This window comes from Actinomycetota bacterium (assembly GCA_040905475.1).
Lineage (GTDB): Bacteria > Actinomycetota > AC-67 > AC-67 > AC-67 > DATFGK01.
Window position 1 is genome coordinate 73,036 of record JBBDRM010000139.1, and the last position, 12,758, is coordinate 85,793.

At 68.7% G+C, this 12,758-nt stretch carries 14 protein-coding genes; 8 read left to right on the forward strand and 6 right to left on the reverse strand.

Going from position 1 to position 12,758, the window contains the following annotated elements; translation table 11 throughout:
- The coding region (locus WEB06_17475; protein ID MEX2557406.1) for an ATP-binding protein at positions 1 to 552 on the forward strand (552 nt) is incomplete at its 5' end.
- Positions 553 to 584: 32 nt separating this feature from the next.
- The gene (locus tag WEB06_17480; protein MEX2557407.1) at positions 585 to 1,004 is read left to right on the forward strand and encodes an HIT family protein; all 420 of its coding nucleotides are present in this window, start codon (positions 585 to 587) and stop codon (positions 1,002 to 1,004) included.
- On the opposite strand, the gene WEB06_17485 is transcribed toward WEB06_17480, so the two are convergent.
- On the reverse strand, positions 1,001 to 2,035 hold the full coding sequence (locus WEB06_17485) for a GntG family PLP-dependent aldolase (protein MEX2557408.1): 1,035 nt from the start codon (positions 2,033 to 2,035) through the stop codon (positions 1,001 to 1,003). The genes WEB06_17480 and WEB06_17485 overlap by 4 nt on opposite strands.
- Positions 2,036 to 2,076: 41 nt before the next feature.
- Between WEB06_17485 and WEB06_17490 the strand changes: the two genes are divergently transcribed.
- Genes WEB06_17490 through WEB06_17500 form a run of 3 tightly spaced genes read left to right on the forward strand, consistent with a single transcriptional unit; the run spans position 2,077 to position 4,665 of the window.
- Complete coding sequence (locus tag WEB06_17490) at positions 2,077 to 3,027, forward strand: DMT family transporter (protein MEX2557409.1); 951 nt, start codon at positions 2,077 to 2,079, stop codon at positions 3,025 to 3,027.
- 46 nt (positions 3,028 to 3,073) lie between these two features.
- The gene (locus tag WEB06_17495) at positions 3,074 to 4,297 is read left to right on the forward strand and encodes a YhjD/YihY/BrkB family envelope integrity protein (protein ID MEX2557410.1); all 1,224 of its coding nucleotides are present in this window, start codon (positions 3,074 to 3,076) and stop codon (positions 4,295 to 4,297) included.
- Positions 4,270 to 4,665 (forward strand): hypothetical protein, encoded by a 396-nt coding sequence (locus tag WEB06_17500; protein ID MEX2557411.1) that lies wholly within the window; start codon positions 4,270 to 4,272, stop codon positions 4,663 to 4,665. Before WEB06_17495 ends, WEB06_17500 begins: the two co-directional genes overlap by 28 nt.
- Before the next feature lie 5 nt (positions 4,666 to 4,670).
- Here WEB06_17500 and WEB06_17505 read toward each other — a convergent pair whose 3' ends face one another.
- Positions 4,671 to 5,699, reverse strand: a complete 1,029-nt coding sequence (locus WEB06_17505) for an ATP-dependent 6-phosphofructokinase (protein ID MEX2557412.1) — start codon at positions 5,697 to 5,699, stop codon at positions 4,671 to 4,673.
- Between the two features lie 113 nt (positions 5,700 to 5,812).
- Between WEB06_17505 and WEB06_17510 the strand changes: the two genes are divergently transcribed.
- Together WEB06_17510 and WEB06_17515 are read left to right on the forward strand one after the other, a co-directional pair.
- Positions 5,813 to 6,841: an RlpA-like double-psi beta-barrel domain-containing protein gene (locus WEB06_17510; GenBank protein ID MEX2557413.1), complete on the forward strand. Its 1,029-nt coding sequence runs from the start codon at positions 5,813 to 5,815 to the stop codon at positions 6,839 to 6,841.
- A gap of 88 nt (positions 6,842 to 6,929) precedes the next feature.
- Positions 6,930 to 8,177, forward strand: a complete 1,248-nt coding sequence (locus tag WEB06_17515) for a hypothetical protein (protein MEX2557414.1) — start codon at positions 6,930 to 6,932, stop codon at positions 8,175 to 8,177.
- 2 nt (positions 8,178 to 8,179) lie between these two features.
- On the opposite strand, the gene WEB06_17520 is transcribed toward WEB06_17515, so the two are convergent.
- From WEB06_17520 to WEB06_17530, 3 genes are read right to left on the reverse strand one after another with little or no spacing between them, the layout of a single operon-like run.
- A complete protein-coding gene (locus WEB06_17520; GenBank protein ID MEX2557415.1) occupies positions 8,180 to 8,719 on the reverse strand; it encodes a hypothetical protein in 540 nt (179 codons plus the stop codon).
- Entirely contained in the window at positions 8,716 to 10,374 is a 1,659-nt protein-coding gene (locus WEB06_17525; protein MEX2557416.1) for a thiamine pyrophosphate-binding protein, read from the reverse strand. Before WEB06_17525 ends, WEB06_17520 begins: the two co-directional genes overlap by 4 nt.
- A 49-nt stretch (positions 10,375 to 10,423) precedes the next feature.
- A complete protein-coding gene (locus WEB06_17530; GenBank protein MEX2557417.1) occupies positions 10,424 to 11,041 on the reverse strand; it encodes a hypothetical protein in 618 nt (205 codons plus the stop codon).
- A 78-nt stretch (positions 11,042 to 11,119) separates the two neighbouring features.
- Here WEB06_17530 and glpK point away from each other — a divergent pair, with 78 nt between their 5' ends.
- On the forward strand, positions 11,120 to 12,604 hold the full coding sequence (glpK, locus tag WEB06_17535; protein MEX2557418.1) for a glycerol kinase GlpK: 1,485 nt from the start codon (positions 11,120 to 11,122) through the stop codon (positions 12,602 to 12,604).
- 4 nt (positions 12,605 to 12,608) lie between these two features.
- Here glpK and WEB06_17540 read toward each other — a convergent pair.
- Positions 12,609 to 12,758: 1-acyl-sn-glycerol-3-phosphate acyltransferase (locus tag WEB06_17540; protein ID MEX2557419.1), on the reverse strand; the 150-nt coding region annotated here is incomplete at its 5' end.

Below are 12,758 nucleotides of genomic sequence, written 5' to 3' on the forward strand. Positions count from 1 at the left end.
CGGGTCGACGCCGGGATACCGCTCCCCGACGACGAGATCCCGCTCGCTCCCCTGCTTCGGACGGTCGCCGACGAGACGCTCGCGTCGGCCGGTGAGCGGATCGTGTCGGTCACGATCGGCTCGCCGGATGCGAAGGTCCGCGGATCCGAGAGTCTCCTTCGCCGCCTCCTCGAGAACCTTGCCGACAACGCGGTGAAATACACGGCCGAACGGGGCACCATCTCCATCTCGCTCGTGGACGAGGGCGACAACGCCGTCGTCACCATCGCCGACGACGGCGTCGGCATGACGCCCGAGGAGCTTACGCAGGCGTTCGACCGCTTCTGGCGGTCCGACCGGTCTCGCGAGCGACCCGGCTCCGGCCTGGGCCTGGCGATCGCGAAAACCGTTGCCGAGGCGCATGGAGCCACGATCGACGCTACGAGCGAGCCCGAGGCCGGCACGACGTTCACGATCAGGATCCCCCGATCTCCGTCCGAAGAAGAGATGCCCGCCGAAGATTCCCCTTCCGGCGCCGCGCCGATGAGCGCTACCGCGCGAGGCGACGCCTGACGGGTCTCGCCGGCGGGTAGTCTTGGGCGGCAGTGGCCGCCTCCTGCACGTTCTGCGCGATCATCTCGGGGAGCGTCGCAGCCCATCTCGTGCTCGACGACGAGGTCGCCGTCGCCTTTCTCGACCACCGGCCGGTGTTCAAGGGTCACGCCTTGCTTGCGCCGCGCGAGCACATCGAAACGCTCGCCGACCTTCCCGATGAACTGATCCAACCGCTCTTCTATCGAGCCAAGGCAATCGCGCGCGCCGTCGAGGCCGGACTGCAGACCGACGGAACCTTCGTCGCGATCAACAATCGCGTTTCCCAGTCGGTCCCCCACCTGCACGTCCACGTCGTACCACGCCGTCGCAAGGACGGACTGCGGGGCTTCTTCTGGCCGCGCACGAAGTACGCCGGCGACGCTGAGATGACGGAGTACGCGACGAGGATCCGCGCGGCGCTCGAGGGCTAGTTCGAAACGGCGGAGCGGAACGCTTCGATCGCCCGCTCGATGCCGTTGCGATCGACGTCGAGATGTGTGACGGCGCGGATCCGGTGCGGCCCGGTCGGATACATCCGCACGCCCTGGTCCCACAGCTTGCCGGTGAGCGCGACCGCGTCGAGGTCGCCCGCCCCGGCGATCACGATGTTGGTCTCGACGGTCGTCGGATCGATGCAGCCGGGCAGCGCCTCGGCGAAGCCCTCGGCGAGACGGCGCGCGTTTGCATGGTCGTCGGCGAGGCGATCCACGTTGTTCTCCAGCGCGAACGCCGCCGCCGCGGCGATCACCCCGACCTGACGCATCCCACCGCCGAGCATGCGTCGCACCTTCCGCGCTTCGGCCACGAACTCGGCGGAGCCCACGAGCATCGAGCCGATCGGCGCGCCGAGGCCCTTCGAGAAGCAGAACGAAAGCGCGTCCACCTCGGACGCGTACTCGGCCACGGGGATGCCGGACGCGACGCTGGCATTGAAGATGCGCGCTCCGTCGAGGAACACGCGGCAGTCGCGCTCGTGAGCGACCTTCGCGACGGCGCGGAAGTCATCGATCGCCCATACGGTGCCGCCACCGTAGTTGTGGGTGTTCTCCATAGAGACCAGCGTCGTGTGGCTGAACAGCGGGCTCGGCGGTCGGATCGCGGCCGCGACGTCCTCGGGGTCCATGACGCCTCGAACGCCGGGGATGGTCTTGAGCACGACATGGCTGATCGTCGCGGGAGCGCCCAGCTCGAGGTTCACGATGTGCGCCTGCGCTTCGATGACGACGTCGTCGCCGGGGCTCGTCAGGACCTTGATCGCCGTCTCGTTGCCCATCGTTCCGGTGGGGACGAAGAGTGCCGCCTCCTTGCCGAACATGCCCGCGGCGCGCTCCTGGAGCGCGTTCACCGTCGGATCCTCACCGAAAACGTCGTCGCCGACGTCGGCCTCGGCCATCGCGCGCCGCATCTCCGGCGAGGGCTTCGTGAACGTGTCGGAACGTAGCTCGACCCAGTCCTCCGGCATATCGGCGGAAGCCTACCAGGCGCTCCGATACACTCCGCGCGATGACGCGCCGCTCCCACGTGTACGCGATGCTCGGCGTTCTGTCGCTTCTCTGGGGGATCGCGTTCGTCGGGATCAAGGAAGTGCTGGCCGAGCTCTCCCCCGCCGCGCTCACGATCCTTCGCTTCGCCATCGCCGACGTGTGCTTGCTCGTCGTGATGGCGGCATGGCCGCCGGCACGGCCGCGCTTGCGCCGCGAGGACGTGTGGCGACTGGTCGTGCTCGGCGTGACCGGCGTGCCGGGCTACCACCTCGCGCTGAACTGGGGCGAGCATCGAACGAGCGCCTCGGTCGCCTCGCTGATCGTCGCCACCGCGCCGGTGATGGTGGCGCTCGGCTCGGCGGCCCTGCTCGGCGAGCGTGCGACCGCTCGCCGCTGGATCGGGATCGCCCTTGCATTCGCCGGCGTGGCGGTCCTCGCGCTCGCCGATCCGGCCGACGGCGTACAGACGAGCGTGATCGGGGTGCTCGTGTCCGTGATCGCGCCGCTGATGTGGGCGATCTACGTCATCGTGGGGAAGCCGCTCGCCGACCGAGCCTCGGCGATCCAGGTGACGGCGGCTTCGATGCTCATCGGTTCGCTCTTCCTGCTTCCCCTGCTGCGCGGCGAGACGTTCGAAGAGTTCGGCGCGCTGTCGGGGAGCGGGTGGCTCTGGATGCTGCTCCTCGGGGTCGGATCGAGCGTCGCCGGATACTTCATCTTCGTCTGGGCACTCGGGAAGATGGAGGCGACGAGGGTTTCCGTGTTCCTGTACGCGGTCCCGGTCGTGGCGCTGATCGCGTCGTGGCTCCTCCTCGACGAGCGGCTCGGGGTGAGCCTGATCTTCGCGGCGGCGATGGTGATCGCCGGCGTCGTGCTCGCTCAGCAGGAGCAGGCCGGTGGCGGCGAGGTCTCTGCCCTGCCTGGTGAGGAACCCGTCGCGACGCCCACTCCTCGTAGCGAGGGCATCTAGCAGGGCGAACGGTTCAAGCTCGTCCGTCGCGGGGAAGTAGCCCACGATGCGGAAGGTTTGGGACATCGCCCTCGCGACGCACCGGAGGTTCGGCGCCGACTCCGCCGGCTTCATGGCGGCCGCCCTCACCTACCGCGCGTTCCTCTCGCTCTTTCCACTGCTGCTGCTCGGCGCCTCCGTGCTCGGCTTCGTCCTGGCCGGCGATCCCGACCTCTACGCGCGGGCCGTGCGATCGGTGTCGGATTCCTTGCCGGGCATCGGGACGCTCGTCGCCGAGAATCTCGACTCCGTGACGGCGAACCGGTCGGTTGCCGGGATCGTCGGCCTCGCGGGTCTGCTCTGGACCGGCGTCGGAGTGGCCGAAGCGACCTCGTTCACGCTGGCGAAGGTCTGGCGCATCGAGCCGCGGACGAGCACGGTCCGCGTGAAGATCCGAGCGATCGCCGCGGTGTTGACGCTCGGCCTGATAGGTCTCGCCGGCATCGCGGTGACGATCGCAGTGTCGGCCGTCGACGCGTCCGGGTTCGGTGCGACGGCCCTGCGGATCGCGGGTGTCGTCATCGCCCTCGGTTTGGACTTCGCCCTCTTCATCGCGACCTACCGGTTGCTGGGCCCGGCGCATCGATCGATCTTGGCGCCGTGGCGCGGGGCCGCGCTCGCGGCGGCGGGATGGACCGGGCTCAAGCTAATCGGGGGCTGGTACGCGGCGCGGACCGTGGCGAACTCCTCGGCGGTGTACGGAACGTTCGCGTCCACCATCGGCGTGCTCGTGATCCTGTCCCTGGCGGCACGGATCTTCTTGTACGGCGCAGAGCTCAACGCGATCTGGGTAGAGAGAATTGGAGGTGATCCGACGATGAACAAAGGCAAGGACGGCGTGGAACCGAACGGACGCCGCTCGACACCACAGCTCGTTCGGTCGATCGCGAACGACACCGCGACGCTCGTGAAGAAGGAGGTCGAGCTTGCTCGCCAGGAGTTCGTCGAGGCGATCATCGCGCGACTGAAGGCGGCCGCCGCGATGCTGGCGGCGGGCGTCGCCGGGTTAGTAGCGGTGATCTTCCTCGGCAGCGCCGCGGCGTACGCGCTCGAAAGCGTCGTGAGCCCGTCGCAGGCGCGGCTTATCGTCGGGGGCGGATTCCTGGTCATCGCCGCCCTGGCAGCGGCGATCGGACTACCTCGCGCGAAACGGCCACCCCTGAAGCCCGAGATGACCGTCGAGACCGTGAAGGAGGACATCGAATGGGCGAAAGCGCAGCTCAAACGGTAAGGGAGATCGAGCAGGTCCGCGACAGGCTCGACGGAGAGGTCCGCGAGCTCGAGGAGCGGCTTCCACCCGTGCACGTGGCGAAGAAGGTCGCCGGCACGCTCATGGTCGGCGGGACCGGAACCGTCTTCTGGTGGGCCGTGCGGCGGGCGCGCGGCCGGAAGAACAAGAAGCGCAAGGCCGAGTCACGCACGGTGGACGCGGTCGTCCAGATCGTGCCGGAGCGCTGGGCGAAAGACGTTGCGCAGGCGCTCAACGATGGGCGCTGGCAGCGGCCTGCCGCGTACGCAGCCGGGGCATGGGCGATCTTCAAGGTCGCCGAGGTCCGTCAGCTCCGCCGGATGAACAAGCTCCTGGCAACGCGCGGCTAGAACGCCTAATAGGAGAAGACGTCCGCGATCTCGAGGAGTTCGGGGTCGACGGTCTTCAGCTCGGCCACCGCGTCGGCGAGCGGGAGGCGGACGATCTTCGCCGCTTGGAGCGCGACCATCGTGCCGAAGGCGCCATCGTGGACCGCGTCGATCGCGTGGATCCCGAAGCGCGTCGCGAGCAATCGGTCGAACGCCGTCGGGGTGCCGCCGCGCTGCACATGCCCGAGCACGGTCACGCGCGTGTCGAAGCCCGTGCGTCGCTCGATCTCCTTCGCCAGCACGTCTCCGATGCCTCCGAGCTTCACGTGCCCGAACGCGTCGACCTCGCCGGACTGGATGACGAACGAGCCTTCCTTCGGCTGGGCTCCCTCCGCGACGACAACGATCGATGCGTACCGGCCTTTCTGATGGCGCGCGATCAGCGATTCGACGACCTTGTCTATGTCGATCTCGCGCTCGGGGACGAGGATCTCGGCGGCGCCGCCGGCGATCCCCGCGTACGCCGCGATCCAGCCGGCGTGACGGCCCATCACTTCGCAGACGAGCACGCGGTCGTGTGACTCGGCGGTCGTGTGCAGACGGTCGATGGCGTCGACGGCGACCTGCACCGCGGTGTCGAACCCGAACGTGACCTCGGTTCCGCTCAGGTCGTTGTCGATCGTCTTCGGCACGCCGACGATCGGCACGCCCTCCTGGTGAAGCTTGTTCGCGACCCCGAGGGTGTCCTCACCGCCGATCGCGATCAGAGCCTCGACGTCGAGCCGGCGGATCGTCTCCTTGCACTTCTCGGAGCCGCTTTCGATCTTGTAGGGGTTGGTGCGCGAGGTCCCGATGATGGTCCCACCGCGCGGCAGGATCCCACGGCAACGCTCCACGTCGAGCGGAACCGTGTCGCCCTCGAGGACGCCCTTCCATCCGTCGCGGAAACCGATGAACGTGTCGCCGTAGACCCGCTCCCCCTTCCGCACCACGGCTCGGATCACCGCGTTCAGCCCGGGACAATCGCCCCCACCCGTGAGCATTCCGACGCGCATTGGGACCTCCTTCGAGCCATCGGACCAGGACGACTCTAACGATTCCCGCTGGCAGATGGCACCCCGGAGCCGTCAAACTCAAGCGGGTCGGGGAGGCTGACGAGGAGGACCAGATGGGGATCCGCGCCGGACGGCGTGCGGCGGCAGGCGCGCTCGCGCTGACGCTCGCCCTGGCATGCCCTGCCTTCGCCGGCGGCCCCGGGGATCGAGCGCTGGACTCACGCGCCGAAGCCGAAGCGATCCGCGCCGAGCTGCGGGCGCTCCTGGCCGACTTCGAGGACGTGGCACTCGCCGCGGACGAGGCCGCTCGACGGTGGATGGACCTCCGGCTCCGCGAGATGGACGCGCGCGCCGCTGAGCATGAAGCACGGCTGTCCTTCTCCGATCGCGTCCGCTCCGCGTACATGGCCGGGACGGGTCACGCGATCGAGCTGGTTCTCGGCGCGAAGGATCTGCACGAACTCGCCGCGAGGCTCCCGTTGGCGACCACGGCGCTCGCCGCGCAGCGCTTGGACGTTCGCGAGCTCGCCGCGCGCCGGGACGCGCTCGAGGAGGTTCTTCGCGGCGCCGAGGAGGCTCAGCGCGACCTGGTACGAACCGAAGAGAAGCTGGGGGCGCTGCGCGCGCGGATCGAGACGCGGCTCGCTCGTGCGGAAGCGGCGGTCCGTTCGAACGCGGCCGCGCTCGCCGCACTGTACGAGGTTCGTGCCCACTACAAGGGCACCGTCGATCGGGTCTCCGGCGCAACGAGGACGATCCGGTATCGCAAGGGCGAGCAGATGTTCCAGGAAGCCGCGCCGTTCCTCGGTCCGCGTGACGACTGCTCCGTACCGAAGGGCCTCCGCTCCACCGGCGATACGATCGCCGGCGATAGCTCTTGGTACGGCAACGCGTTCCGCGGGAAGCCGACCGCCTCGGGCGCGATCTTCTATCCCGAGCGGTACACGCTCGCGCACCGGACCCTGCCGTTCGGCCTGTTCCTTTTGATCCGCATGGGCGAGCGGTGCGTGGTGTCGTTCCTGAACGACCGAGGTCCCTACGTCGACGGCCGGATCCTCGACCTTTCGTACGCGAGCGCGCTGGCCATCGGCCTCACCGGCGTCAAAGGCGTGTCCGCCACGCTGCTCGTTCGCTCCAACTGAACCACGGCGCTCCGCCTCCCGTATCCGGCTCGGGAGGAAACGCCCGTCTCGGGCCGAAACGGGCGTTGGAGCCGGAGGAGGAGCGAGCATGCGACGGGTTCGGATCGGGCTCTGCGGGCTGGCCTTCGTGCTCTTCCTGGGCTCGGCGGCGGCCGATCCGGGGCCGGCCGAGACCCTTCCGCCGAGCGTCCCTGTGGGGTTCGTCGTAACCCCCGGCGCGGTATCGTTGACCGCGACGTCGCTCGCATTCTCGCCGGACGGCGGCACGCTCTACATCACGTCGTTGCTCGGCCGGGTCTTCCGCTATCCGGTCGTTGCCGGGCTCATCGCCGGCCCTCCGTCGGTATTCGTCCAAGGCCTGAACCAGCCGCTCGGCGTCCTGGCGACCGAAGACGCGGTGTTCATCGCCGACTCGGTCCCCGGAATCCCACGCGCGAACGGGATCGTCCTGCGCGCGACCGACGCGGACGGCACCGGCGAGGCGGATCTTGTGGAAACCGTGATCTCAGGTTTGCCGAACGGACGGCACAACACCAACGGGCTCGCGCTCGGGGCCGACGGCATGCTCTACATCGCCAACGGGAACGCGACGGACTCGGGGTTCGGCGAGGAGGGCGGCCCGCCTGAGATTCAGCCCTACTCGGGGAGCGTGCTCCGGATAGACCCGACGGCCACAGATCTAATCCCCTCGCCGGAGATGGTCGTCGCGACCGGGTGGCGCAACATCTACGACATCGCGTTCGTCCCGCCCGGACATCCGGCGGCTACCCCGGGAACGATGAAAGCCGCGGTCCCGATGAACGGGCCGGACGGCCTCGAGTACCCGGCGGCGGCGCGCCCGACGGGCGAGGACACGCTGAGCATCTTCGACGCGGCCGACGGGATCGTCGACCATTTCGGCTTCCCCTGGTGTCTCTACGACCGGGCGAATGGGGGCTTGGCCGGCTTCACCCAGGACGCATCGCAGGGTTCATGCGATCCGCTGCCCGCGCATGCGTTCACCGGCCTGGTTGGTCCGGCTGCGCAGGCGAAGCCGTCGGCGTTATTCGGAACGCACGTCAGCGCGAACGGGCTCGCGTTCAACCCGAACACGAACTTCCCGGCGGCATACGACAACGACCTATTCGTCGCCGAGTTCGGGAACCTGTTCGGCACACTGCCGCTCGGGCACAAGATCGTCCGCGTGCGGTTCGGCCCCGACGGTTCGGTGACCGCGGTCGAGGACTTCATGACCGGCATCCTTCCCCTCGACCTGACGTTCGGGCCCGACGGCGCGCTGTGGGTGGCCGACACCACGGGCGTGGTGCTCCGGATCGCCGGTTTGCTCCCTCGTTAGCGTTACGCGAGCGGCCGGGGAGGGCGAACGCGCATCATCCACGCCCAGATCGACCCGGCCAGCACGAGCGTGACGAGGCCGGCCGCGGTTCCGATCGGTAACGATCTGGATCCAGGCTCGTCCCCGGGCAGATCGCCGTTCGGAGCCGCGAACGTCTCGAGCGGCGAGAGTCCGGCTAGCACCGCCACGTCGTCGGTGGTGCCGTTGCAGATCCCGGTAGAGAGAGCGTTCGCTTCCCCGGCGCCGAAGACAACGTAGGTCGCCTCGGCCGCGAAGGGCACGCCGCACTCGGCGCCGTCGAGGGCCGTCGCCACCGTGACGCGGCGACCGACGTCGCCCTTGTAGCGCGCCGACACGTCGAACGCCACGGAGAGCTCCCCCTCAGAGGCGGGCTTGATGCCGCTCACGGTTCCCGTGAACACAACCGACGCCGCTTCGATCTGCTCGGGCAAGGAGCGGACCCCGCACGTGCACGCAGCCGCGGGATGCGCCTGAACGAGCAGACCGGCGAGCACCAGCGCGGCGAGCGCGACCCGCCTCACGGACGCGCCTCCGGCTTCCCCTTGAGCGGCCACCGCGGCGAGGTCGTGATCGGAGGAGCCCACGAGGCTTCCAGCTGTAGCAACGCCGGACCGCGCCGGCGCAGAGCCCAGAGCAGATCACGGTCGAGCGCCTCGGCGGTCGTCTTGCGGGATTTCACCCCGAACGAGCGAGCCAGAGCGGCGAAGTCCGGCGTCGCAAGGTCGACCGCGAACGTGTCGTCGAACCGCTCTTCCTCGTCGAAGCGCAGCATCCCGTACCCGCCGTCGTTCACGAGCACGATCGTGACGTCGAGGTTCTCCTGGAGGACGGTGGCGAGCTCGCCGGGCGCGAACGCGAAGCCGCCGTCGCCGCACACGACGACGGCGCGCCTTCCTGAGGCCGCGACCCCGACCGACGCCGGGAACGCGAAGCCGAGCGTGCCCCAGCCGAGGGGATACGCGAACGTGCGCGGCCGGGTGGCCGGAAGGTATCCGGCGGTCCAGTATCCGGCGATCGCCATGTCGGCCACGATCACGGCGTCCTCGGGAACCGCGTCGCGGAGACGCTCGACGAAGGCGAACGGCTGCCGGGACTGGGTTCCGCGACGGAGCGCCCGAAGGACGCTCGCGCGGACGCGCGAGACGCGTTTCGCGCCGGCTCCGGTCTTGCGCGGCTTCAGCTCGGGGAGGAGCGCGGCCAGGGCCGTCCGCGCGTCGGACTCGATGCCCACATCGGCCGCGTAGTTCCGTCTCAGATCCTCGTTCTCGACGTTGATCACGACTCGCGGGCGCGGCAGAGCGAGACGCCACCCTTGCGTGTTCATCGCGTCGAAGTCGGTCCCGATCGCGAGCAGCGCGTCGGAGGCTTCGATCAGGCGGGTCACCGCCGGCTCATGCGGCGGCAGCGCCAGCGCAAGCCGATGCCCGGCCGGGATCGCGCCCTTGCCCGCGAACGTTGTTACGACCGGCGCATCGAGCGCTTCGGCGACGGCAAGCAATTCCGCCTCGGCGCCCGACGCGATGACTCCCCCACCCGCCCAGATCACCGGCTGCTCCGCGCGCGTCAGCGCTTTGGCCGCACGGGCTATCTCGTCCGTGGAAGGCGCAGGGGGCCGGGGCGCCGCGGGGAGCGCGCGGCCGACCTTGCCGACACGCCCGTCGAGGAAGTCGAAGGGAATCTCCACGAAGGCCGGACCGCGCCGTCCTGCGAACGCCATGTTCGAGGCGTGGACGATCATGCTCGCGATCGCTTCCGGGCGCGAGACCCTCCCCGACCACACGCAGACCGCCGCCATGAGCTGAACCTGGTCCGGGCTCTCGTGGAGCGAGAAGCGCCCGCTCTTCCCGGCAAGTTGCTTAGAAGGAACCTGGGTCGAGATGTGCAGGACGGGTGAGCGCGATGCGCGCGCCTCCCCCATCGCCGCCGCCGCGTTCGCCGCGCCCGGCCCGGTCGTCGTGATGCACACCCCGAGCTTGCCGGTCGCGCGCGCGTACCCGTCGGCCGCGTAGCCCGCGGTCTGCTCGTGGCGAACCACGATCGTCCGGATCGTCGAGCGCCGGAGGGCATCGAAGAGTGCGAGGTTGTGGACGCCGGGGATGCCGAAGACGACCTCGACGCCGAGCCCCTCGAGCTGCGCAATCGCAGCCTCGGCGCCGGTGATCGTTGGTGAGCTCACAGACGCATGAGCCTAACCGACGCGCTTGGGGGGCGAGAAGTTCCGCGAGCTATGGCGTTGGGTACGTGGGGGGCTCGGGGCAATTGAAGTCCGCCGGGATCTCGATGATCACCGGCGATCGCGTCTGGACATCCATCGTCCTCGAGATGCCGAGTACCCGATAACGAACGGGATAGGTATTCCAAGCGATCGACGATCTTGGAGTGAACCCCCCGCAGCCCTTCAAGATCCCGCGGAGCCGGATCAATCGCTCTTCATTTCGCCCGAGCTTGAAGGGCGCGAATGGCTCGGGTTCGAGACCATACCGGCCGGCTCGAATCTCAACGATCTCGAACAGGGTTGCGGCGCTACCAGCTGGATTCGAGATTCCGGTGACCGTGACGGCGAGCGGCCCTACGTTCCGGAGGCTGAAATCGATGATCATCTCCTGGCCGGACTCGTATGTCACAACCCTCGCGTGCTCCTCCACCCCTTTCTGGGCTTCGAACGACGGGCCCGAAAGGCCACCAATGCTTCCTTCCCGAAGAGGCTCATTCGCGACCAGAACGACACCTGATCCCAGAATCGCGAGCACGATGACTACGGCGACGATCGATAGGAGACGTGCGCGCTTGTGTGGCCTAGGGCCCTGTGTTTGGGGAAGGATGATCGGCGTCTGCACGTCCACCTGCTAACTGAAACACGATTGAGTCGATCAACGCAAGCGTCTTGCGCCGCACCGCCGGCTCGGGCAGGCTTTGGCGCCATGTCGAGGGTGCTGGCGATCGATGCGGGGACGACGGGCGTTACGGCGCTCATCGTTGCCGAAGACGCGCGGGTCGTCGCGAAGGGGTATCGCGAGTTCCCGCAGCACTTCCCGAAGCCCGGCTGGGTCGAGCACGACGCGCTCCAGATCTGGGACGCGACGCTCGGCGCGGTCGCCGAAGCGCTCGGCGACGCGGCGATCGAGGCGCGAGACCTCGCCGCGATCGGGATCACCAACCAGCGCGAGACCACGGTCGTCTGGGACCGCGCCACCCTTACACCGGTCCATCACGCGATCGTCTGGCAAGACCGCCGCACCGCGGCACGGTGCGACGAGCTGCGAGCCGAGGAACCCAAGATCCGCGCCCGAACGGGGTTGGTGCTCGACGCGTACTTCAGCGCCACGAAGATCGAGTGGCTGCTCGCCAACGTCACCGGCTTGCGGAAGCGCGCAGAAGCCGGGGAGCTTGCGTTCGGAACGATCGACACCTGGGTTCTCGCCAAGCTCACCGCGGGGGCCGTCCACGCGACGGACTACTCGAACGCGAGCCGAACCCTCGTGTACGACATCTACGAGCGCCGCTGGTCGAACGAGCTTCTCGGGCTCTTCGCGGTGCCGGGTTCGCTCCTTCCTGAGGTGCGGCCATCAAGTGGACGGCTCGGGGAAACCGACCCCGATTCGTTCTTCGGCGCGAGCATCCCGGTCAGCGGGATCGCCGGCGACCAACAGGCGGCGCTGTTCGGCCAGGCGTGCTTCGAGCCCGGCATGACGAAGAACACCTACGGCACAGGATCGTTCGTGTTGATGAACACCGGCGAGCAAGCTCCGCCGCCGCCCGACGGGCTCCTTGTGACGCTCGCGTGCGGGCACGGCGGAAAGGTCGTGTACGCGCTCGAGGGATCCATCTTCGTGACCGGCGCCGCGATCCAGTGGCTGCGCGACGGGCTCGGGATCATCAAAGCCTCGTCGGAGGCGGGGCCGCTGGCGGGGAGCGTGCCCGATACCGGCGGCGTGTATTTCGTGCCGGCGCTCACCGGGCTCGGCTCTCCGTACTGGGATCCGTACGCCCGCGGCACGATCGTCGGCATCACGCGCGGTACCGGTCGTGCGCACCTCGCGCGCGCGGCGGTGGAGGCGATGGCGTATCAGACCCGCGACGTCGTCGAGACGATGGCACGGGAAGCCGGCGTGACCCTGAAGGAGCTGCGCGTCGACGGCGGCGCGGCGGTGATGGATCTGCTCTGCCGCTTCCAGGCCGACCAGCTCAGGGTGGTCGTGCGACGACCGGCCTACGCGGAGACCACCGGACTCGGCGCGGCGTTCCTCGCAGGGCTCGCGGAGGGCGTGTGGTCCTCGACGGAGGAGATCGCGAAGACCTGGCAACTCGACGCTCAGTTCTCTCCGCGGATGGGCGCGTCAGAGCGCGATCGTCTTTACGAGGGGTGGATGCGAGCAGTGGAACGAGCGCGCGACTGGGCGCGCTGAGGCATCAGCCGGCCTTCTGTAAGGGCTTGGGCTCGGCCGGGTTCTCCGCGGCCGCCTTCTTGATCTGATCCTTCACCTTGGCGGCGTACTCGTCGACGTACTCCTGCCCGGTGAGGAGCATCAGCTCGTACATGATCTCGTCGGTGATGGAGCG

Bases quoted from the DNA above. Each gene is read 5' to 3' on its own strand.
- WEB06_17485 (MEX2557408.1), bottom strand. From the start codon at position 2,035: ATGCCGGAGGACTGGGTCGAGCTACGTTCCGACACGTTCACGAAGCCC.
- WEB06_17490 (MEX2557409.1), top strand. From the start codon at position 2,077: ATGACGCGCCGCTCCCACGTGTACGCGATGCTCGGCGTTCTGTCGCTT.
- WEB06_17495 (MEX2557410.1), top strand. From the start codon at position 3,074: ATGCGGAAGGTTTGGGACATCGCCCTCGCGACGCACCGGAGGTTCGGC.
- WEB06_17500 (MEX2557411.1), top strand. From the start codon at position 4,270: ATGGGCGAAAGCGCAGCTCAAACGGTAAGGGAGATCGAGCAGGTCCGC.
- WEB06_17505 (MEX2557412.1), bottom strand. From the start codon at position 5,699: ATGCGCGTCGGAATGCTCACGGGTGGGGGCGATTGTCCCGGGCTGAAC.
- WEB06_17510 (MEX2557413.1), top strand. From the start codon at position 5,813: ATGGGGATCCGCGCCGGACGGCGTGCGGCGGCAGGCGCGCTCGCGCTG.
- WEB06_17515 (MEX2557414.1), top strand. From the start codon at position 6,930: ATGCGACGGGTTCGGATCGGGCTCTGCGGGCTGGCCTTCGTGCTCTTC.
- glpK (MEX2557418.1), top strand. From the start codon at position 11,120: ATGTCGAGGGTGCTGGCGATCGATGCGGGGACGACGGGCGTTACGGCG.